Origin of the sequence: Colwellia sp. Bg11-12, from assembly GCF_014076955.1 — a bacterium.
GTDB lineage: Bacteria > Pseudomonadota > Gammaproteobacteria > Enterobacterales > Alteromonadaceae > Colwellia_A.
Map to the genome: position 1 here is coordinate 162,644 of NZ_JACGUZ010000077.1, position 22,158 is coordinate 184,801.

The following is a 22,158-nucleotide window of genomic DNA, read 5'->3' on the forward strand; positions in this document are numbered from 1 at the left end:
ATAAAGGAAGTGATAAAATTCTCTTTGTTATTTATGAGCAGAGAAAATTCGTGACATTAAAAAAAAATTTACATCCAAAAAACCGTCATAATAACGGTTATGACTTTTTAGCACTCTGCCAAGCATCCCCCGCATTAAAGCCGTTTGTCCATACCAATAAATATCAAAATTTGTCGATAGACTTTGCTGATGCTAACGCGGTAAAAGCACTTAACCAAGCATTATTAAAGCACCACTATCATATTAAGCAATGGGATATTCCAACAGGATATTTATGTCCCCCGATCCCAGGTCGTGTTGACTATATTCACTACTTAGCTGACTTATTATCAGCAACACTTCCAACAACTTTAACCATGGATAAAACGAAAGTCTCTGTGCTTGATATAGGCACCGGTGCAAGTTGCATTTATCCTATTTTAGGACAGCGTGAATATCAATGGCAGTTTACAGCTAGCGATATAGACCCGACGTCAATTATTGCTGCTCAACATAATATTTCAGCGGATACACAACTAAAAAAATCAATTGTTTTTCGCTCTCAGCCAAATGCAGCACAAATCTTTAAGGGAGTTGTTCAAGAAAATGATCGCTTTGAATTAACACTGTGTAACCCGCCTTTTCATCGCTCTCTGGCTGAAGCAACCAAAGGGTCTACGCGCAAGGTTAAAAATTTAGCGGCTAATAAAAAAGGTGAGAAAATAGCCTTAAGTGCGAATAAAACTGTACCGTTAAATTTTGGAGGCCAAAATGCTGAATTGTGGTGCCAAGGCGGAGAGCTTTCCTTTATTAATAACATGATAAAAGAGAGTAAAAATATAAAAAATCAAGTGCTCTGGTTTACCTGTTTAGTCTCAAAAAAAGACCATCTAAGCCAACTAAAGCTGTCACTAAAAAAAGCAAATGCTAAGCAAATAAAGGTTGTTGATATGGCGCAAGGGCAAAAAATCAGTCGTTTTATAGCTTGGAGTTTTTTGGATGAAACTCAACAAAAAAACTGGTTTGATTTAGTTTAAGTTCATCAATGAAAAAAATCAGTCACCGTTTGCAAAAAATAGACAGTATGGTCAGCATTCACTACCAAAGTATTTGGGATTGTTGCTGTGACCACGGTTTTTTGGGATTAACGTTATTAAAACGTCAAGCGGCAGACACTATACATTTTGTTGATATTGTTCCCTCACTAACGACACAACTTGAATCTGTATTACAACAGCACTTTAGTAGCGACGACTACCTTCTTCATTGGCAAGTACATTGTCTTGACGTCGCAAAACTACCACTAACAAACCAAGACAAACAATTAGTGATCATTGCTGGAGTGGGTGGTGAGTTACTCATTCACTTTATTAAAGAGATCATAAGTCACTTTAACCAGATAGCACCTGTGAATTCAATCAGTGACATCGAGTTTATGCTTTGTCCGGTGCATTACAACTATCAAGTAAGACAAACGCTGATCGCCCATCACTGTACCTTAATTGATGAGTGTATCGTAACTGACAACAAGCGTTTCTATGAAGTTATTCACGTAAAAAAAGAATTTGGTGTATCTGCCGATATCCATAGCCCCTTAAATAAAGTATCGCCAACAGGCGATATAATGTGGGACTTGTCGATAAGATCTCATCAGCAATATTTAGCAAAAACCATCGACCATTATCAGCGCATGTTACTGGCGACAAAAGGTGATGAGCAGATAAAGATTAAACATATTATTAACCAATATTCTAACTTGCTCTCTTGAGCTGGTAAAAATACACGCAACTGACGTTGCCCAAGTAACCTCATCACTTAGCTATCAATTAAGCCGCTTAATTTATTTACCATGCGCGCAACAAGATAAAAAACTCAAAAAAATAATATAAAAAAAGGCCTGCATAAGCAGACCTTCAATAATAGCGCTAGCAACTGTTATAAACTAAACAGTGCCCTTTTCCATTTGGTTTAACTCGATAGATTTAAATAAAGCAGTAAAGTTACCTTCACCAAAACCTTGGTCGTCAACGCGCTGGATCATCTCGATAAAAATAGGACCAAAGATGTTTTTTGTGAAAATTTGTAATAAGTACGAATTTTCTTTCTGGCTATCAACAAGAATCTGATGATCTTGAATACGCTTGTGGTCTTCTTTAACCCAAGGGATACGTTTGAAAACATCATCATAATATTCAGGGACGATATTAAGCGTATCAATAATATTCTTATCAAGCTTATCTAAAGAGCCAACTAGATCGTCACTGATAAACGCTAGATGTTGAACACCTGGACCATTGTACTCATCTAAGTACTCATCGATTTGATTGTTTTTCTTTCCTTTACCTTCATTAATCGGTAAACAAAAAGTGCCACAAGGTGAAGCTAACGCATAAGAAACTAGGGCCGTTTTTTCACCTTTAATATCAAAGTAACGCACATCAGTAAAGCCAAAAATATCTTTATAGAAATTAGCCCAATGCTCCATAGTACCTTGATGAACATTATTTGTTAAATGGTCAACACGTAAAAAACCTTTATCTTCGTTGATAACTGGTGCGTCAATCGGTTCGAAGTCATCTTCGTAGATAGAGCCTGGATTTGTCGTTGAGGCTGCAAATTTTTCAATAAAATAAATTAAGCTGTCGCCAATACCAAAAATAGCCGGGTATGGTAATTTATTTTCTTCATTGGCCGCAGATTTAGCGCCACGCTTAATCGCTTCTTCAAAAGCAAAATCAGCATTATCAACACGCCAGCCCATAGAACAAATAGCAGGACCATGACTTTTAGCAAATTCTTTTGAAAAACCTGCTTTTTCATTATTTAATAAAAAATGAATATCATTTTGATTAAAGTAATCAATATCACGACCTTTAAACGTTTTCGTTTTTGAAAAACCAAAACCATAAAATGCGTTTTCCATAAAGTCTGAGTCAGGTGTTGCATATTCAGTGAATTCTATACCACGAAGGTTAAGTGGGTTTTTTACATCTGTCATGTTTATCTCTCTTAAAGAATCAATGCGCGCATTATCACTAGCTTTACGTCGAAGAGAAAGCGATTAACAAATCTAACAAGGCACTGGTGCGTAACAGAAAATGTACGAGTAATATGCTCGGAATTTATTCGACGTGAGGACAGGCCATATAGTACTTACAGAACCGGTGTTCATTTATGTGTACAGCTGTATTTCACCGTAAAACATTCACTAGCTTTGATAAATTACAGGCATAAAAAAAGGTACGATATACGTACCTTTTTATTATTTATTTATCGACTAGCTAGGGCGATTAGAACGCTCTTGACGTTTACGAGGACGGTCAGTTGTTGGTGTTGATTCAACCGTCTTAACATCTGAAACCGTAATTTCTAATGATTGACGACGAATTTTAACACGCTTTAATTGCTCAAATGACTTCTCAGGCATGCCTTTTGGTAACTGAACATAAGTATGCTTGTCATGTAAGTTAATAGCACCAATATAGCTGCTGTCTAATGAGATTTCATTCGCGATTGCGCCAACGATATCACCAGGACGTGCACCATGCTCTTTACCCACTTCTAGGCGGTATGTTTGCCAATCAACATCAGTACGGTTAACTTTAACTTTACGAGGGGCACGTTCACCACCACGCTCAGCGCCACGTTCACCACCGCGTTCATTTCTGCCGCCACGACTTTCGTTACGACCACCGCGATCACCACGGTCACTTCGACTATCACTACGTTCACGAGTTTCGCGACGAGGTTTAGGATCTTCTTTTGGTTGTAATGGCTGATTTAATTGTTTTTGGAACAATAAAGCTGCAGCTAAGTCAGTCATAGAAAGCTCTGATTCATTCGCCATAGCTTCAACAATTTCACGCATGTTTGCTAAATCTTTATCTGCAACAATTTGTGCCATTTCAACACGTGTACGTTCAATACGTTTTTTACCAATTTCTTCAATATTTGGTAATTCATAAGTGTTAATAACACCTGAAGTTAAACGCTCATAATGACGTAGAGAGTGCATTTCGCGAGGACGAACAAATGCAATTGACATACCTTCACGACCGGCACGACCTGTACGGCCGATACGGTGAACATAAGCTTCGTTGTCGCCTGGTAAATCATAGTTAACCACTAAAGAGATACGTGGAATATCTAAGCCACGAGCAACAACGTCTGTTGCTACTAATATAGATGACTTACCTGATTTCATTTGATCAATACAACGTTCACGCTGTGCTTGGTTCATGTCGCCATTCAACGCTAATGCAGGGTAACCAGCACGCTCTAATTGTTCAGCAACTTCTACCGTGTCGCTACGAGTACGTACGAAGACTATCATCGCATCGTAATCAACGATTTCAGCTATACGTTCTAGAGCAGTAATTTTACGAATGCCACTCACTTTCCAAGCAAATTGAGAAATATTTGCTTTTGACTGTTTAACAGCAGCAATTTTAATATGTTCTGGATCTTTTAAGAAACGGTTAGCAATTTTACGAATTGCTGGTGGCATAGTTGCAGAGAACAAAGCCATTTGCGTCGTTTCTGGTAAATGGTCAAGTATCCACTGAATGTCTTCAAGGAAACCCATGTTAAGCATTTCATCAGCTTCATCAAGTACACAAAAAGATAAGTTACCTAGTTTTAGACTCTTACGACGTAAGTGATCCATTAAACGACCAGGTGTTCCAACAACGACTTGAGCGCCACGCTCTAATTGTTGAAATTGTGGTTGGTATGATTGACCACCGTATAAAGTAGCAACCAATAAACCTTTCATGTTTTTACCGAAGCTTTCGATCGCTTCAGCAACTTGCATTGCTAATTCACGTGTTGGTGCTAAAACCATTAATTGTGGTTTTTTCAAAGACACATCAATTTTGGCAAGAGCTGGTAAACCAAAAGCAGCAGTTTTACCTGTACCTGTTTGTGCTTCACCTAATACATCTTTACCGGCTAATAATGGGGGAATAGTTTTTGCTTGAATATCAGTTGAATTTTCAAAACCGATAGATTTAACAGCAGATAATAAAGTTTCAGGCAAGCCTAAAGAGTCAAAGCTCACAGGAGCATCGTTAGAAGTAGTCATAAATTTTGTCTTCTCTTGTGGCGGAATAGGTTAAAAGTAACCAAAACATTCCGCGTTATATACGAGGAAACCACCAGGAAGACTTAAGGCACGTTCACTAAAGAACATAGGGCTAATAATGAATATTAGCTAAGAAGTCTATTGGGCGGAAAACCCCACTCATTTCGTATAACCGGTGTGAAAGATATAATTCAAGTCAGAATCACCGTTATCGAGGCGCGCATTATACTGATATTTATTCATTGTTCAAGTAATATATATCAATTTGTTCAAAAAACACTCAAAAAAGTACATTTACTCCAAATAAAATAAATAATAGGGGTGTCGAGGTTGGCCTTTAAAATGAAACCACAATGCTTAAATAATAAATACAGATAAATTATCTTCTATAGCCTTTAAAATATTGGCGGAAAAAGGTAAGTATTAACATACCTTTATATAAAAATAGGCCAGCAGTTTATATGCGTGGCCTGTATTAAAGTTGTTCAAGGGCAGATGATATTTTAATTACTCATCAGTGCCATTTAACAAATCAGAAAAAAGAGACAGTTTATTTAACACTAAACCATGAATCGATTTTCGAGGATAACGCCCTGTTCTACTAATTTCTCCGGCGGGTTCGTTCATAAGTAATTCTAGCGCTTGGTCAATATCTTCAACGGCATAAATGGCAAATTGATTATTTTTAACCGCTTCTATTACATCATCAGCTAACATTAGGTTATTGACATTGGTGCGAGGAATAATAACCCCTTGCTTCCCAGTTAAACCTTCGTCTTTACATAAACGATAGAAACCTTCAATTTTTTCATTAACACCGCCAATAGATTGCACCCCTCCGTGCTGATTAATCGACCCAGTAATAGCAAGCCCTTGTTGAATAGGCAGTAAAGAGATAGCAGAAATGAGTGCACAAAGCTCAGCCATTGAGGCACTGTCACCATCAATATGTCCATAAGATTGTTCAATAGCCAAATTAGCTGAAATTGACACAGGGAATCCTTGGCCATATTTATGCCCTAAATATCCGGTGAGTAATAGCACTCCTTTAGAGTGAATAGACTTACCTAAATCAACTTCTCGTTCGATATCGGTAACCCCTTCGCTACCGGCATAAACCGTTGCCGTAATTCGTGCTGGCGTACCAAAAACACTGTCTCCTATTTCTAGCACCGTTAAGCCATTGACCTTGCCGATATGATGACCTTCAGTATCAATGAGCACTTGCTTTTCTTTTATTTCACCTAACCATGCCTCGCTCATTCTACCTGTTCTGCGTTGTTTCGCCGCGAGTGCTAAGGCGACATGATTTGCCGTTAGCTCGCCTTGACTTCCCGCTTGCTTCCATAAGTAGAAAGCTTCATCAAGTAAATCGTTTACTTGGACAATATTGGCTGAAATTTTGTGTTGATGCTCTGCCCGTCTTAGTGCATAACGCACTAACTCTAATACGGCTTCATTACTCACATGTGGGTAATTATACTTGTAAGCACGCTGACGTATTAAATGAGCGTAGTCATTGAGATTATCTTCATTGCTTTCAAGGTATTGATCAAAGTCGGCTAAAACACGAAATAATTCGGTAAACTCTTGATCGTAGTCTTGCAGCATATAATAAATTTCAGGATCACCGAGTAAGATCACCTTAACGTTTAACGGTATTTTCTCAGGTTGTAAGCTAAACGAACCCTGTTGACTATATTCAGAGTAAGGATTTTCAATGGTTATTTCTTGAGACTTAAGCGCTAATTTTAATCGAGCCCATACAAGCGGTTGGTTAAGGAGCTTATCTGCCTCCAAAATTAAATAACCGCCGTTAGCTTTATGCAGCGCCCCTGCTCTTATTAATCGATAGCTGGTATAAGTACTTCCTTGAAAACTTGCAAAGTCGACATGACCAAATAAATTTTGAAAAGTCGGATTTTGCTCATAAATAACCGGAGCACCAGCATCGGGTTCTCGCGATACTAATAAATTGGGCAAAAATTGTTCAACCATTAATTTTCGAGCATCTTTGTCGTTTCTGTTTTCAACACTTTCATCAACAAGAATTTCTAAAACAGTATCAACCACATGGCTTTTAACTTTCGATAGGTACTTCATCACACCAATATTACTGGCAAACTCAAGTTCTAATTCTTTTAAAAACGGACGGATCGCTTGCTCAGCCGTTTCATTTTTTAACTTGCGTAACTTATCAGAAGAAATCCGTTTCCATTGCGGTAATTCAATAAGTTTCTCAGACAGAAAGTTCTCTAACTTTTCTAACAACAAATAAAAGTCAGCTCGTTTTCCTTCGTCTAACCCCGCAAATTCTTTGTCATTTAAAGGTTTACCGTCAACTAAAGGTGAAAAACCAATTTCGCCACTTTCTTCATAAAGTAAAACGTTATCTTTTAAGGCACTTTCTTCTACTTCAGCAATGGCTTGATCGTATTTTTTATTAAACGCTCTATCTACAGCTGATTTTTGTCGCTGATAGCTTGGATTGTCAAAAATCTCTGGAAATAAATCTAATAACTCATCAATAAAAGTATTAATACGAGCCAGCAGTTGTTTACCATCGCCGGGGCTTACATAAAGATTATGAGGAGCATGAACGTCATCAAAATTATTGATATAACACCATTCATACGGGGTTTCTTTATTTCCAGCCGTTGTCGCTAACATTTGCTTGATTAAGGTTTGTCGGCCAGTACCATGCTCTCCCATTGCAAAAACATTAAAACCAGGAGCCTCCATAGATAAACCAAACTCAAGGGCTTCTTTAGCACGAGCATGACCAATAATAATTTGTTCGACATCAGGAGTAACTTCAGCATAAGAGAACTGATCAGCAGATAACTGAGCAGTGAGTTTTTCAACGGGTAAACGGGTGAGTGAAGAAGTTAACTTAACGGATGAAGGCATACAATATCTCACTGATAACGCTTAAAAAACAAGCGTATGCTGGTTAATAAATTTAATATTACCAGTGTACGCTGATTTTAAATAATTAGTAAATTTTAGTCCTATTTCATCCTTGATATTAAGGAGAAAAAGGTAGCCGAATGAAGGTTCCACCACCACATGCAAAACAATCAGCGACATCAGAGGCATGATTATAAGTTATTTTTTCTTTACAGTTTTGACATTCTAATAAACCAAAGCCAATAAAGTCACCACTTTTATATTCACCGTGATGCTTAAAGTCATCATCAAGTTCTGACCATTCAACTTGTGACTTATCAGTGATCGATTGCATATTTTGCCAGAAAGATTCATTTAACAAGCCTAAATAGAGTGAATGTTTAGCTTGTGCTTCGTTTTGCGTAATAAATTCTTTTAAATCAAAGCGTAAGTTATCAACGAACTGCTTAACCTTCTCTTCAGGTAATTCCTCTGCCGCTTTAAGGTATAACTTACTTTGTTCAACGCCCTCAACAATATCAGTAATTTCATGCTGATTAACGTCCTCAGCCCAAGTAACTAATGCTTGGTACAGATCTTGAAAAACACTATTTTTTGAATTCATAACAGACTCCTTGACGATTTATCTTAAGTATAGTTGTAACATAATTTATAGAAAAAATTAATCACATAAACTTGTTAAAACTAAGACATATAGCGGCAACACATTAATATCCTGAAAACAGTATCTTGATGTGACACAGGTATATAAGGTATTCTATCGCCATTATTTTTATGCGTTCATGATCGCGGTCAATTTATATTGACAAGCTAGTGAACACCACATTCTAAAGTGTTTGAGAAATCTTTAATGGAATCCATTTACAACCCCCAAGCTATCGAAGCGCAAGTTCAGCAATTTTGGACTGAAAACAATACCTTTAAAGCCGAAGAAAAGCCCGGCCAAGAAAAATTCTACTGTCTTGCTATGTTCCCTTATCCTAGTGGACGTCTACATATGGGGCACGTGCGTAATTATAGTTTAGGCGATGTTATTTCTCGCTATCAACGCTTGCAAGGTAAAAACGTTATGCAACCTATGGGTTGGGATGCATTTGGTTTACCTGCAGAAAATGCGGCAATTAAAAACAAAACAGCGCCAGCAAAATGGACCTATGAAAATATTGATTACATGCGTAACCAATTAAAGTCATTAGGCTTTGCATACGACTGGAGTCGTGAATTAGCAACCTGTAAAAAAGATTATTATAAGTGGGAACAATGGTTCTTTACGCAGCTTTATGAAAAAGGTTTAGTTTACAAAAAGAATGCTACGGTAAATTGGGACCCTGTTGACCAAACAGTGCTTGCCAATGAACAAGTTATTGACGGCCGTGGTTGGCGTTCAGGTGCCCTGGTTGAACGAAAAGAGATTCCACAGTGGTTTATAAAAATCACTGATTATGCTGAAGAGTTATTAACAGATTTAGACCAACTGACGGAATGGCCTGAACAAGTTAAAACCATGCAACGTAACTGGATTGGTCGCAGCGAAGGCATTGAGATGACCTTCCAAGTTGAAGGTTCAGACGAAAGTTTCGATATCTACACGACACGCCCAGATACATTAATGGGTGTCACTTACGTCGCACTTGCCGCGCAACACCCGTTGGCATTAGCTGCTGCTAAAAATAACAGCGCATTAAGCGATTTTATTGCTGAATGTAAAACAAATAAATCTACCGAAGCTGACATGGCGACGATGGAGAAAAAAGGTGCTGACACTGGCCTTAAAGCCATTCACCCTTTAACCGGTGAAATTGTGCCAATTTGGGCCGCAAATTTTGTTTTAATGGATTACGGATCAGGCGCTGTGATGTCTGTACCTGGACACGACCAACGTGACTTTGAATTTGCCACTAAATACAACTTAGCCATAACCCAAGTTATTGCCGGCACAGAAAGTGACGATTTTAGTCAAGCGGCGATCACCGAAAAAGGCACGTTAATTAATTCTGGTGAATTTGACGGTTTAGAATATGAAGCGGCTTTTAAAGCGATTTCAGAAAAACTGATCAGCGAAAACAAAGGCAGTGTAAAAGTTAATTATCGTTTACGTGATTGGGGCGTTTCTCGACAACGCTATTGGGGTACACCTATTCCAATGATGCACTTAGCTAATGGAGAATCTGTAGCTGTGCCTGTTGACCAACTCCCGGTTGAGTTACCTGAAGATGTCATCATGAATGGTGTAACGTCACCGATTAAAGACAATCCTGAGTGGGCAAAAACCACTTATAATGGCGAAGAGGCATTTCGCGAAACTGATACTTTTGATACCTTTATGGAATCGTCTTGGTATTATGCGCGTTACTGTTCACCAAATGACGACACGCAGATGCTCGATCCTGCTAAAGCAAATTATTGGTTACCTGTTGACCAATACATTGGTGGTATTGAACATGCTATTTTACATTTATTGTATGCACGCTTTTTCCATAAATTATTACGTGACGCAGGTTTAGTAAACTGTGACGAACCGTTTAAAAAGTTATTATGCCAAGGCATGGTATTGGCTGACACTTATTATCGTGAAGCGGAAAATGGCGGACAAGATTGGATTTCACCTACTGATGTAGACGTTGAGCGTGACGAAAAAGGCGCAGTAACTGCAGCGATTAGCAAGCTTGATGGCAAACCTGTTATTTCTGCAGGCATGAGCAAAATGTCAAAGTCTAAAAACAACGGCATCGACCCACAAGAGGTTATCGGTAAATATGGCGCAGATACCGTACGTTTATTCATTATGTTTACGTCTCCGCCAGAGCAAACGTTAGAATGGTCTGACTCAGGTGTTGAAGGCGCACATCGCTTCTTAAAACGTGTTTGGAAACTTGCCTTTGATTTTAGCGAACAAGCCAAAGAGCACGGCATCATTCCTGCGTTAAGCGAATTAACCTTGAATGGCGCGCAAAAAACATTACGCCGTGAGTTACATAAAACAATTGCAAAAGTAAGTGACGACATTGGCCGCAGAAACACCTTTAATACCGCTATCGCTTCAATTATGGAATTAATGAACCATTTATCGAAAGCTAAATTAGACAGTGTTGAAGACAGAGCCGTCATGCAAGAAGCGGTTCGTGCCGTGATCGTTATGCTAACGCCAATAACGCCTCACATGTGTCACGAAGTGTGGAAAACATTAGGCGATGATAAAAGCAATAACGCCTCAATTGAAGAAGCGTCTTGGCCAATCGTTGATGAAAGTGCTTTAGTTGAAGATGAAAAATTAATTATTGTTCAAGTTAACGGAAAAGTACGTGCAAAAATTACCGTTTCAGCAACAGCAAGCAAAGAAGAAGTTGAAGCTTTAGGCCTAGGCGACGAAACAGTAACCCGTTTTATTGATGACAAAACGATACGTAAAGTCATTTACATACCCGGTAAACTTTTAAACATTGTTGCTAACTAATAGCCTAAAGGTCAAAAACATGAGCTACACGCATAGATCAATTACAAAGTACAAAGCACATATAGTTATGGCTGCTTTTGCTTTATCAACCTTGTTTTTGTCGAGTTGTGGCTTTACTTTACGCGGTGACTATTTATTGTCACCGCAACTACAAACCTTACATTTAACTTCAGAAGATAAATTTGGCGAGCTTACTCGCCAAGTTAAACAACATCTGAGCTTAAATAAGATAACGTTAGTTTCAAGCGCTGCCGAGAATGTCCCACAACTTAAACTGTTAAAAGACACTTTAAATCGTCGTACACTCTCAGTTTTTCCGAATGGGCAAGTAGCTGAGTACGAATTAATTTATACGGTTCGTTATCAACTGGCGCTTTCACAAAGCGATATTCGGTCTTACGTGTTTGAGCTTAACCGTGATTATCAAGACGACCCCAATGTTGCCCTGGCTAAAAGTCGTGAACTCGACTTAATGGTCAGTGAAATGCGTAAACAAGCCGCTAATAAAATTTTACGCGACCTCTCTACGATTAAAATCTAATGCGCATTTATCATAACCAATTAGCTAACACACTCAATCAAGGCTTTAAGCCTGTGTGGTTAGTTTTTGGTGATGAACCTTGGCAAAAAAACGACAGCTTAAACACCATAAAACTACATTGTCAGCAACAAGGCTTTAGTGAAGTGATCCGCCTAACTGCAGACGACAAGTTTGACTGGAATATATTGGTTGAAGAATATCAAGCAATGAGCTTGTTTGCCACACAACGTATCATTGAAATAGAGTTAGTCACGGGAAAAATAGCAGAAGCGGGTAGTAAAATATTACTGAAGCTGAGTGAAAAATTCCATCGTGATGTACAACTTATCTTTCATGGTCCTAAAATCGATGCTGCAGGTCAAAAGCGGAAGTGGTTTAAAACGCTAGAACAATTAGGTTGCTTTTTACCTCTTTACGATATCGAAGGTCGCCAACTTCAACAATGGCTAAACCAACAAATAAAACAGCACAAGTTAACTATTCATCAGGATGTTATACCGCTGATGATAGAGTTATTTGAAGGTAACTTACCCTCCTTAGAGCAAGAATTACAAAAGTTTTCATTACTCTTTGGCTCTCAACTGATCACCGCTGAAGATGCAGAAAAACTATTAATTAAACAAGCAAAGTTTAACCCTTTTCAAGTGGTTGACACTTTACTCAGTGGTAACCTTACCAAATGCGTTGCCATGCTAGATCAGCTTCAACATGAAGGAGTAGCAGTTGGCCAGCTTGTTTGGTTTCTTCACAAAGAAATCACCCAGTTATCGGCGATGTTGGAACAAGTAGAACAGGGTGAAAGCATTGATAGCATCTATAAAAAATACCGTGTGTGGGATAAAAAGAAGCCCCTTTACCAGTACGCTCTGACTCATATCACCCGCGACAATATTAACCAAGCCCAAGCACGTTTAGCTCAAACAGATTTAATCAGTAAAACCAGTAGTGATTTTAACCCTTTTATATTATTGGCTGATGTTTGTATAAGCTTATATCATGGGCAAACCACAAAAAACTTCAATCTTGATTATGAATTTGGATAAGCATCTGCCAACAGATAAGAAAAACATCGCTATTATGGGGGGAACATTTGACCCTATTCACAATGGCCATGTAGAAACAGCAAAAGAAACAGCAAAATGGCTTAATGTCGAACAGCTTTTTTTCCTCCCTGCTCATATACCACCTCATAAAAACACCACCACAACCAGTGCACATCACCGAGCCGCCATGGTAGAACTTATTTGCCAGCAACAGTCATTATTTCAACTGGATAATCGTGAACTCAAACGCCATACCGCCTCTTATACGGTTACGAGCTTACAAGAAATTAAAGAAGAGCGACCTAATAGCAGAGTCTTTTTTATAATCGGCATGGATTCACTCCTTAATTTTACGCAGTGGTATCAATGGCAAACTATTCTTTCTTTGTGCCATATTGTGGTAAATATTCGTCCTGGTTATCAATTAAATCAAATTAATATCGCTACTCAGCAATTATTAAAAAAGCATCAAGTAAATGATCTGAACGAAATAAAACAACAAGCTGCCGGTGGCATTATTTTCCATCAAAACCAGTCGCTTAATATATCTTCGAGCGAAATAAGACAACAACTTTTGGACAAAAAAATTCACAATAATCAGCTAGCAGAATGTGTACTTGATTATATTATTGAAAAAAAACTCTATCAAAAATAATTTGATAGTTAACCTGCAGAATAAATGATGATATTATAGCGCATTATTATTTACACTAAGAGTAATCCCCTTGCAAGTTGAAGCGTTAAAGGCATTTGTTATTGAAAAAATTGAAGAAATGAAAGGTCGTGATATCACGATTTTAGACATCGCCAAAAAATCAGGTTTTGCTGATTACATGGTTGTCTGTTCTGGTAACTCAAATCGCCATGTAAAATCTATTGCACACTCGGTTGCTGTCGAATGTCGTGCTAAAGGTCTTGAACCATTGGGCATTGAAGGTAATGACATTGGAGAATGGGCGTTAGTTGATTTAGGCAATGTAATTGTTCACGTTATGACAGACGAAATTCGTGACCGTTACCAGCTAGAAGAATTGTGGAACTAAACGAGTAGTGAAGGTAAACTAAACTATTATGCGGCTTACCTTATATGCTGTTGGCAATAAAATGCCAGCATGGGTTACTCAAGGCTTTAACGAATATTGTCGTCGATTTCCTCGAGATATGTCGTTTCATTTAGTAGAAATCCCGCCGGGTAAACGCGGTAAAAATGCTGATATTGCTCGTATTCTAGAAAAAGAAGGCGAACTGTTATTAAGCGCAATTCCCAAAGGTAATCGAATTGTTACGCTTGAAGTGGAAGGTAAACCGTGGACAACCCCACAACTTGCCCAACAACTTAAGCGTTGGCAATTAGACAGTCGCGATGTTGCTTTACTGATAGGAGGTCCTGAAGGTTTAGCGCCAGCGTGTATTAAAGCTTCAGAGCAAAAATGGTCTTTATCTCCACTGACTTTACCCCACCCTATGGTTCGTATTGTTGTTGCCGAAAGTTTATATCGTGCGTGGAGTATTAATAATAACCACCCATACCACCGAGAATAATAATGGCTTCGAACAAACGTGTTGCTATTAGAAACCATTCCGCTGAAGCTAATTTATTTGCCCGCAGAACATTCATCGCATTTGTCGGAATTCTCGTTTTATTATTGATTTTATTCAGTAACATTTACGATTTAGAGATTAATTCTTACGAAAAATATCAAACAAGGTCTAATTCAAACCGAATAAAACTCCTGCCCGTAGCACCAAACCGCGGACTCATCTACGACCGAAATGGTGTTCTACTTGCCGATAACAAACCCGTATATTCATTAGAGATAATTGCTGAACAAACGACTGAATTAGAAAAGCATATTGCTGAAGTGAGTGAATTACTTGATATCAGCGAAGAAAAACAACAAAAGCTCTTTAAAGCCCTTAAAAGTAAACGACGCTTTAAGCCCGTAGAGCTCCACTCAAGATTAAGCGCACAACAAGTCGCTCTTTTTTCTGTTAATCAACACCGATTCCCTGGCTTTTTTATTGATGCTCGCCTTAAGCGCTACTACCCTTTTGGTGATTTGACGACACATTCATTGGGCTATGTTGCACGTATTAACAGTAAAGACTCAATTCGCTTAGACGAGCAAAATTTAGCAGAAGATTACGCTGCAACGCGTAACATAGGTAAGCTAGGTTTAGAAAAGTATTATGAAAAATTACTCCATGGCACTATTGGTCATCAAGAAGTTGAAATAAATAATCAAGGGCGCGTAATAAGAACACTTGACTACACGCCGCCAATTTCAGGACAAAATTTAACTCTGAGTATAGATATTGAACTACAAATGATAGCCAAACGCGCCTTAGCAGGTAAGCGAGGTGCTGTAGTAGCGATGGATCCACGCAGTGGTGAAATACTCGCTATGTATTCAAACCCTAGTTACGACGGTAATTTATTTGTTCATGGCATCAGTAGTAGAAATTATCGTAAATTACTTAACCCCAAAAACAATCGCCCTTTGCTTAATCGCAGTGTGCAAGGTTACCCTCCTGCTTCAACAGTTAAGCCTTTATTAGCCTTAACTGGCTTAGAAGAAAATGTTATCACACAAACGTCACGTTTTTACGACCCTGGCTGGTTCCAGCTTAAAGGTCTTGAGCACAAATATCGTGATTGGTGGGCACCAGGACATGGTTGGGTTGATTTAAATAAAGCCATTGAGCATTCTTGTAACGTCTATTTTTATAATTTAGCCTATAAATTAGGTATAGATAGTATTACCGACATGATGGAAAAATTTGGTTTTGGTGATTATACCGGTGTTGACATATTCGAGGATAGCCGCGCTATTTTACCTGGCAGGGAAACTAAACGTAATCGTTATAATAAACCTTGGTATACCGGCGATACCATTTCTATTGGTATAGGACAGGGGTACTGGACAGTAACTCCTTTACAGTTAGCACAAGCTATCTCTATTTTAGCGAACAAAGGTGAAATAAAAATTCCACATTTTTTACGTTCAACAGCGGAGCTAGTCAGCGAAAACATCCAAGAAGAAAGTTCAAACACCGATGAGGTTATTAAAACGGGAGGTGATGTCAATATCGTTACTAAAATGATCACTAAGATGACAGAATATGACGATAAACCACCGATTATTTTAAAAGACAATAAACACTGGAATTTAGTGCTTGATGCTATGCATAATACCGCACAAAGAGCCTATCCCGCCTTTCAAGGAACTCATTATGACGCGGCAGGGAAATCAGGTACGGCTCAGCTAATTTCAAAAAAACAAGATGAAAAATATGATGCAGAATCGACGAAAGAAAAACAACGAAACAATGCAATGTTCGTTGCTTTTGCTCCCTATGAAAACCCAGAAATAGTGGTTTCTGTTGTTGTTGAAAATGTTTTAGAAGGCGGTGGTGGCACTAACGCAGGGCCAGTAGCACGCCAAGTAATGGACCAATATTTTGGTGACAGAAACATCATCAGTACAGATAAAAGCAAGCACCCTCAACACACCAATGTTTACGGTATAGACAAAAAGACAGGGCGTAACTAGTGCGTAATATTGGGCATGATCAACAAAAACTTCGAAGTTTTTGGCAAAGAATTCACATTGATGTACCACTTTTACTGGGCATTGTTGCGTTAATGATTTTAGGTTTATTTGTTGTTTATAGCGCAGGTGGCCAAGAAATGGCGATTGTTTATCGTCAAATAACTCGCTTAGGCATTGCCTTGTTAGTGATGTTTACTGTTGCTCAAATTCCCCCTCTTGCTTATCAAAAGTGGGCAGTGCCTGTATTTGTTTTAGGTTTACTCCTTTTAGTTGCCGTATTATTAATTGGTCATGTTGGCAAAGGTGCACAGCGCTGGTTAGATTTGGGTTTTATGAAGTTTCAACCTTCAGAAATAATGAAGCTTATTGTCCCTATAATGATCGCTTGGTATGTTAGTCAGTTCGACTTACCTGCCAAAATATCAAAAATAATAATGGCATTTATATTAGTTTTAATCCCAACATTATTAATTGCTAAGCAACCTGATTTAGGCACCTCTTTATTGATCGCAAGTTCGGGTATTTTTGTGATATTTCTTGCCGGTGCCAGTTGGAAACTGATCAGTGTTTGCGCAGGTTTAGTCTCAGCATTTATTCCTGTTTTATGGTTCTTCCTAATGAAACCTTATCAAAAACAGAGAGTAACAACCTTTTTGAATCCTGAACAAGATCCCTTAGGCTCAGGGTATCAAATTATTCAATCGAAAATAGCGATAGGCTCTGGTGGCTTTGACGGTAAAGGCTGGCTACAGGGCACACAATCGCAGTTAGAGTTTTTACCTGAACGACACACTGATTTTATTTTCGCCGTATTTAGTGAAGAATTTGGCTTTGTTGGTGTATCAATCTTACTTAGTGTTTATTTAATGATAGTAATGCGGGGTCTATGGATTGCTGTACATGCCGATCACGCATTCACAAAATTATTAGCCGGTAGTATTACCTTAACTTTTTTCGTTTATGTCTTTGTAAACATAGGCATGGTTTCTGGTTTATTGCCCGTTGTGGGTGTCCCCTTACCTTTAATTAGTTATGGCGGAACATCGATGGTGACATTGCTGGCAGGTTTTGGCATTCTAATGGCTATTAGTACTCATAAGCGTTTTATTGCTTAAATTCATTGATAACATCATAAGATAAATCGACAGTGAAAAAAATAATTTTACTCATCATACTATTAACACTGATCTCTGCTTGTAGTGTGAATACAGGGCGCTATCAACAAAAAAGTGATAGTAAGCCAACACGTACCCCTACGATAAGTGAACTTGTTGATATAACACCAAGAGCAGAAGCCCATAGTAGAGGTGGCAATAGAAGCCAGTATCAAGTGCGCGGCAAAACTTATTCAGTATTAAAAAGTGCTGAAAATTTCAGCCAAACGGGTATTGCCTCTTGGTATGGAGAAAAGTTCCATGGTCATTTAACGTCAAATGGTGAAATTTATAATATGTACGCGATGAGTGCGGCACATAAAAATTTACCATTACCCACGTATTTAAAAGTAACAAATAACGCAAATAGTCGTTCCGTTATTGTTAGGGTCAATGACCGTGGACCGTTTCATCAAAACCGTATTGTTGATTTATCGTACAGCGCGGCTTATAAACTCGGTATGATGAAAACAGGCGTAGCGAATGTAACGATCACCGCTATTACCGATTTTTCATTACCTGAAGAAAAACAGGTAATTCCAGCGGATGAAACGCCCACCGCAGATAGTGTTCAGCGTAAATATATTCAAGTTTTTGCCACTAAAAATGAGCAACTTGCCAATAAAACAGCACAAGCCCTGCAAAATTTGTATCAAGTCAATACTATTATCCCAAAGAACAATGATATTTTCCGTGTACAAATGGGGCCATTTACTGATGTGGAAGCATTAAATACCATCCTAACAAGCTTAAAAAAATCAGCCTATCCCAATGCATTTAGCTTGAAATAGTTATTCGTAACAATTTGCCACAATACCAAGATAGTAATCAGTAATAAAGATGGTATACTGCTGAAAAATTCTCCTTTTATCATTCAGTTTCGTAGGAATATTATGACTTACCCATTAGCTAAAAAAACAGCTAAAACTTCAAAAAAACTTCTCTGCCTTTTCGGTGCCTTTGCTTTAACAGTTTCTTCTTTTTCTCAAGCATTAACTATCATCCCATCACCACCAGAAGTAAAAGCAAAAGGTCATATTTTAATCGACTTCACCACAGGTAAAGTTCTTGCTCAAGGTAATGCCGATGCATTGCTAGCACCTGCCAGTTTAACCAAAATGATGACAAGTTATATCATTGGTAAAGAATTAGACAGTGGCAATATCAATAACAGTGACTTAGTAAAAATTAGTGAAAAAGCTTGGGCTAAAAATTTCCCTGGGTCGTCACTTATGTTTATTGAGGTAGGTACAGAAGTTTCAGTAGAATTACTCAATCAAGGTATTATTGTTGCTTCAGGTAATGATGCTTGTGTCGCTATGGCAGAACACATTGCCGGTAGTGAAGATGCCTTTGCTCAATTAATGAATGGTCATGCTGAACAACTAGGCATGAACAGTAGCTACTTTGAAAATAGCCACGGGCTAGATAGCCAAGAGCATAAAACAACACCTCGCGATATGGCAACACTTGCTATGGCACTTATTCGTGATGTTCCAGAAGAATATAAAATTTATAGCCAAAAAACCTTTAGCTATAACAATATTAAACAATACAACCGTAATAATTTATTATGGGATAAAAGCATGAATGTTGACGGTTTAAAAACAGGTCATACTTCACAGGCAGGTTACAGCTTAGTTTCTTCAGCCACTAAAGGCGGAATGCGCTTAGTGAGTGTGGTAATGGGTACCGATAGTGAGCGTGCGAGAAAAGTTGAAAGTAAGAAGCTACTTAATTATGGTTTCCGTTTCTTTGAAACCTACACCCCTTATAAAGCCGGTGAAAAATTTGCTACCAACCGCATATGGATGGGCGATGTAAAAGAAGTGGATTTAGGTATATCACTTGATACACCTATCACTATTCCTCGCGGACAGCGAAAAAATCTAGCCGCAAGTTTTGAGCTAGATCAGCAATTAGAAGCTCCTTTAGCTAAAGGTACCGTTGTTGGAAAATTATTTTTACGATTAGAAGGTGAAGACATCGCAGAATACCCCTTAGTCACTTTGCAAGAAGTCAATGAAGGTGGTCTGTTTAGTAAGTTAGTCGATTATGTAAAACTACAATTCGTTAACTAATTAAGAAATATAAACTCCTTTCTTATAAAACTCGGCTGCTGCCGAGTTTTTTTATTATCAATATCATAATGTTAATAAAAGCCATCAATACAATGATCACATTCTATTTAAATAATGATAAAATGCCCCAATATCGACTATGTACCCAGAGATAAAGGTCTCATTAAATTGATGCGCTTATTAGGTGTAATAAAAAATAAATTTGCACGAAGCGCTTAATTGACTAATAGCTTGTTATTGCCATTGAAAAGAATACGCTCTTAGCATTATTTAGCCGCGCAATTGGTCAATAGTTTAGTGAAATGAGTTTCACAGTATTATTTTAGAGAGTAAACATGAAAACCAAGTTTGATGAATTATTAGAATTTCCAACCGTACTTAACTTTAAAGTGATGGGCGTTGCTTGCGACGAATTGCCTGATTTAGTGATTAATGAGCTACAAAAGCATGCACCTGGTGATTATTCCCCTAAAATTAAAGCCAGTTCAAAAGGAACTTATCAATCTCTTTCCATCGCTGTAACGGTAACAAGTAAAGAGCATATCGAAACTATTTACACAAAACTAACGGCTATTGAAATAGTTCGCTACGTTTTATAGCAACATTTAAACTTTTAGTGTAACGATAATAACCTTAGTATTTATCCGGTGTATTCCTATTATTATTTGGATATAATCCATATCAATAGAATTAAGTGAAGTATAAACTTGAAAAATTCGTTAATCATTCGACAACTTGCCACTATGGACTACACCACCGTTTGGCAAGCGATGCAAAAATTCACTGATGATCGCAACGACACAACTCAAGACGAACTTTGGTTAGTAGAGCACCCTGCTGTTTTTACACAAGGCCAAGCAGGTAAAGAAGAGCACCTACTCATGCCCGGCGATATTGAAGTTGTCAAAGTGGATCGTGGTGGACAAGTGACTTATCACGGTCCTGGTCAACAAGTTATCTATTTTATGATTAATTTACGTCGCAGAAAAATGGGTGTCCGTGATCTTGTCACCTTACTTGAAGATGGGTTAATTGCCGCATTAGCCGATTTTAATATTATCGCAAAAGCCAAACCTGATGCGCCCGGCGTTTACGTCGATGAAAAGAAAATAGCGTCCTTGGGTTTAAGAGTTCGCAAGGGCTGCTCTTTTCACGGCCTAGCACTGAATGTAAATATGGACTTATCGCCATTTCTTCGAATAAACCCTTGCGGTTACCAGGGGCTTGAAATGGTGCAAACAGCCGATATCAGTCAATTAACAGATACAGCTCAAGCAGGTGAATCCTTAGTGGGACACCTCGCTAAATTATTAAATACCAATAACATCAGTTATAAAACTGGTTGGGACGAAATCAATGACCACTAAAACAACTCGAGTTATCCCTGGCACAAAAATGCGCGATGCTGAAAAAATGGCGCATATCCCCATTCAAATTGTGCCTTCAGAGCGTGAAACCATGCTGAGAAAGCCAAAATGGTTACGTATTAAGCTGCCTCGTACAACAGACCGAATCGACAGTATAAAAGCTGCACTACGCAAGCATGACTTACACTCGGTATGTGAAGAAGCCTCTTGCCCAAACTTATCGGAATGTTTTAATCACGGAACCGCAACCTTTATGATTTTAGGCGACATCTGTACACGTCGCTGTCCATTTTGTGATGTTGGCCATGGTCGACCTTTAAAACCTAAAGTTGATGAAGCTCAAAAGCTAGCATTAACACTTAAAGACATGAAGCTAAAATACGTAGTGATCACCTCGGTTGACCGTGATGATTTACGTGATGGTGGCGCTCAACAGTTTGCTGATTGTATTAGTGAAATAGCCATACATGCTCCAAATACTAAAGTGGAAATTTTAGTCCCTGACTTTCGTGGTCGCATGGACCGTGCATTAGAAATTTTGAATGCCAAACCACCACATGTATTTAATCATAACTTAGAAACTGCGCCACGCTTATATACAAAAGCACGTCCGGGTGCAAACTATCAGTGGTCATTAGACTTGCTGAAAAAATTTGGAGAGGCTAATCCAAAAGTACCAACAAAATCAGGCTTAATGGTTGGTTTAGGTGAAACTGATGAAGAGATTTTACAAGTAATGCGTGACTTACGTAGCCATGGTGTAACGATGTTAACTATTGGTCAATACTTGCAACCCAGTAAACATCATTTACCTGTAGAGCGCTACGTACATCCAGATGTTTTTGATATGTATCAAGCTGAAGCGATTAAGATGGGCTTTGAACACGCCGCCTGTGGACCTCTTGTACGCTCAAGTTATCATGCCGATAAACAAGCGGCAGGTGAAGAAGTTAAGTAATACTGTTTAAGAATAAACTAAAGCCTGAATTTAT

At 38.4% G+C, this 22,158-nt stretch carries 19 protein-coding genes; 15 read left to right on the forward strand and 4 right to left on the reverse strand.

Translation table 11 applies throughout. The features are described from left to right. The first annotated feature begins 50 nt into the window (after positions 1 to 50). Both rlmF and H4J39_RS14645 read left to right on the forward strand, forming a co-directional pair. Complete coding sequence (gene rlmF / locus H4J39_RS14640) at positions 51 to 1,016, forward strand: 23S rRNA (adenine(1618)-N(6))-methyltransferase RlmF (protein WP_310649761.1); 966 nt, start codon at positions 51 to 53, stop codon at positions 1,014 to 1,016. 8 nt (positions 1,017 to 1,024) lie between these two features. After that, positions 1,025 to 1,747, forward strand: a complete 723-nt coding sequence (locus H4J39_RS14645; RefSeq protein ID WP_182229137.1) for a tRNA (adenine(22)-N(1))-methyltransferase TrmK — start codon at positions 1,025 to 1,027, stop codon at positions 1,745 to 1,747. 174 nt (positions 1,748 to 1,921) lie between these two features. On the opposite strand, the gene hppD is transcribed toward H4J39_RS14645, so the two are convergent. From hppD to H4J39_RS14665, 4 genes are all read right to left on the reverse strand, one after another. Further along, positions 1,922 to 2,977 (reverse strand): 4-hydroxyphenylpyruvate dioxygenase, encoded by a 1,056-nt coding sequence (hppD, locus tag H4J39_RS14650; RefSeq protein ID WP_182229138.1) that lies wholly within the window; start codon positions 2,975 to 2,977, stop codon positions 1,922 to 1,924. A gap of 279 nt (positions 2,978 to 3,256) precedes the next feature. Beyond that, entirely contained in the window at positions 3,257 to 5,062 is a 1,806-nt protein-coding gene (locus H4J39_RS14655) for a DEAD/DEAH box helicase (RefSeq protein WP_182229139.1), read from the reverse strand. Between the two features lie 507 nt (positions 5,063 to 5,569). After that, positions 5,570 to 7,972 (reverse strand): ATP-binding protein, encoded by a 2,403-nt coding sequence (locus tag H4J39_RS14660; protein WP_182229140.1) that lies wholly within the window; start codon positions 7,970 to 7,972, stop codon positions 5,570 to 5,572. Positions 7,973 to 8,090: 118 nt separating this feature from the next. Beyond that, complete coding sequence (locus tag H4J39_RS14665) at positions 8,091 to 8,576, reverse strand: zinc ribbon-containing protein (protein ID WP_182229141.1); 486 nt, start codon at positions 8,574 to 8,576, stop codon at positions 8,091 to 8,093. Between the two features lie 246 nt (positions 8,577 to 8,822). On the opposite strand from H4J39_RS14665, the gene leuS reads away from it, so the two are divergent. From leuS to lipA, 13 genes are all read left to right on the forward strand, one after another. Next, positions 8,823 to 11,426, forward strand: coding sequence for a leucine--tRNA ligase (leuS, locus tag H4J39_RS14670; RefSeq protein WP_182229142.1), 2,604 nt, complete (start codon positions 8,823 to 8,825; stop codon positions 11,424 to 11,426). A 19-nt stretch (positions 11,427 to 11,445) separates the two neighbouring features. Continuing rightward, complete coding sequence (gene lptE / locus H4J39_RS14675) at positions 11,446 to 11,967, forward strand: LPS assembly lipoprotein LptE (RefSeq protein ID WP_259368850.1); 522 nt, start codon at positions 11,446 to 11,448, stop codon at positions 11,965 to 11,967. Next, positions 11,967 to 13,010 carry a DNA polymerase III subunit delta gene (gene holA / locus H4J39_RS14680; protein ID WP_182229143.1) on the forward strand — a complete coding sequence of 348 codons (1,044 nt, stop codon included), beginning with the start codon at positions 11,967 to 11,969 and terminating at the stop codon, positions 13,008 to 13,010. The genes lptE and holA overlap by 1 nt, the downstream gene beginning before the upstream one ends. Next, complete coding sequence (gene nadD / locus H4J39_RS14685; protein ID WP_182229144.1) at positions 12,997 to 13,665, forward strand: nicotinate-nucleotide adenylyltransferase; 669 nt, start codon at positions 12,997 to 12,999, stop codon at positions 13,663 to 13,665. The genes holA and nadD overlap by 14 nt, the downstream gene beginning before the upstream one ends. 70 nt (positions 13,666 to 13,735) lie before the next feature. Continuing rightward, entirely contained in the window at positions 13,736 to 14,053 is a 318-nt protein-coding gene (gene rsfS / locus H4J39_RS14690) for a ribosome silencing factor (RefSeq protein ID WP_182229145.1), read from the forward strand. Positions 14,054 to 14,081: 28 nt separating this feature from the next. After that, complete coding sequence (gene rlmH / locus H4J39_RS14695; RefSeq protein WP_182229146.1) at positions 14,082 to 14,552, forward strand: 23S rRNA (pseudouridine(1915)-N(3))-methyltransferase RlmH; 471 nt, start codon at positions 14,082 to 14,084, stop codon at positions 14,550 to 14,552. Positions 14,553 to 14,554: 2 nt separating this feature from the next. Beyond that, on the forward strand, positions 14,555 to 16,564 hold the full coding sequence (mrdA, locus tag H4J39_RS14700) for a penicillin-binding protein 2 (protein WP_182229147.1): 2,010 nt from the start codon (positions 14,555 to 14,557) through the stop codon (positions 16,562 to 16,564). Continuing rightward, entirely contained in the window at positions 16,564 to 17,679 is a 1,116-nt protein-coding gene (gene rodA, locus H4J39_RS14705) for a rod shape-determining protein RodA (RefSeq protein WP_182229148.1), read from the forward strand. The genes mrdA and rodA overlap by 1 nt, the downstream gene beginning before the upstream one ends. A 32-nt stretch (positions 17,680 to 17,711) precedes the next feature. After that, positions 17,712 to 18,509 carry a septal ring lytic transglycosylase RlpA family protein gene (locus H4J39_RS14710; RefSeq protein ID WP_310649762.1) on the forward strand — a complete coding sequence of 266 codons (798 nt, stop codon included), beginning with the start codon at positions 17,712 to 17,714 and terminating at the stop codon, positions 18,507 to 18,509. 102 nt (positions 18,510 to 18,611) lie between these two features. Continuing rightward, a complete protein-coding gene (locus tag H4J39_RS14715; protein WP_182229149.1) occupies positions 18,612 to 19,799 on the forward strand; it encodes a serine hydrolase in 1,188 nt (395 codons plus the stop codon). Positions 19,800 to 20,134: 335 nt separating this feature from the next. Next, positions 20,135 to 20,398 carry a DUF493 family protein YbeD gene (ybeD, locus tag H4J39_RS14720; RefSeq protein ID WP_182182003.1) on the forward strand — a complete coding sequence of 88 codons (264 nt, stop codon included), beginning with the start codon at positions 20,135 to 20,137 and terminating at the stop codon, positions 20,396 to 20,398. Positions 20,399 to 20,542: 144 nt separating this feature from the next. Then, positions 20,543 to 21,166, forward strand: coding sequence for a lipoyl(octanoyl) transferase LipB (lipB, locus tag H4J39_RS14725; protein ID WP_220462223.1), 624 nt, complete (start codon positions 20,543 to 20,545; stop codon positions 21,164 to 21,166). Further along, the gene (gene lipA, locus H4J39_RS14730; protein WP_182182002.1) at positions 21,156 to 22,124 is read left to right on the forward strand and encodes a lipoyl synthase; all 969 of its coding nucleotides are present in this window, start codon (positions 21,156 to 21,158) and stop codon (positions 22,122 to 22,124) included. The genes lipB and lipA overlap by 11 nt, the downstream gene beginning before the upstream one ends. The last annotated feature ends 34 nt before the right edge of the window (positions 22,125 to 22,158 follow it).

Coding starts and splice junctions, on each gene's coding strand:
- H4J39_RS14645 (WP_182229137.1), top strand. CDS start 1,025: ATGAAAAAAATCAGTCACCGTTTGCAAAAAATAGACAGTATGGTCAGC.
- hppD (WP_182229138.1), bottom strand. CDS start 2,977: ATGACAGATGTAAAAAACCCACTTAACCTTCGTGGTATAGAATTCACT.
- H4J39_RS14655 (WP_182229139.1), bottom strand. CDS start 5,062: ATGACTACTTCTAACGATGCTCCTGTGAGCTTTGACTCTTTAGGCTTG.
- H4J39_RS14660 (WP_182229140.1), bottom strand. CDS start 7,972: ATGCCTTCATCCGTTAAGTTAACTTCTTCACTCACCCGTTTACCCGTT.
- H4J39_RS14665 (WP_182229141.1), bottom strand. CDS start 8,576: ATGAATTCAAAAAATAGTGTTTTTCAAGATCTGTACCAAGCATTAGTT.
- leuS (WP_182229142.1), top strand. CDS start 8,823: ATGGAATCCATTTACAACCCCCAAGCTATCGAAGCGCAAGTTCAGCAA.
- lptE (WP_259368850.1), top strand. CDS start 11,446: ATGAGCTACACGCATAGATCAATTACAAAGTACAAAGCACATATAGTT.
- holA (WP_182229143.1), top strand. CDS start 11,967: ATGCGCATTTATCATAACCAATTAGCTAACACACTCAATCAAGGCTTT.
- nadD (WP_182229144.1), top strand. CDS start 12,997: ATGAATTTGGATAAGCATCTGCCAACAGATAAGAAAAACATCGCTATT.
- rlmH (WP_182229146.1), top strand. CDS start 14,082: ATGCGGCTTACCTTATATGCTGTTGGCAATAAAATGCCAGCATGGGTT.
- mrdA (WP_182229147.1), top strand. CDS start 14,555: ATGGCTTCGAACAAACGTGTTGCTATTAGAAACCATTCCGCTGAAGCT.
- H4J39_RS14715 (WP_182229149.1), top strand. CDS start 18,612: ATGACTTACCCATTAGCTAAAAAAACAGCTAAAACTTCAAAAAAACTT.
- ybeD (WP_182182003.1), top strand. CDS start 20,135: ATGAAAACCAAGTTTGATGAATTATTAGAATTTCCAACCGTACTTAAC.
- lipB (WP_220462223.1), top strand. CDS start 20,543: ATGGACTACACCACCGTTTGGCAAGCGATGCAAAAATTCACTGATGAT.
- lipA (WP_182182002.1), top strand. CDS start 21,156: ATGACCACTAAAACAACTCGAGTTATCCCTGGCACAAAAATGCGCGAT.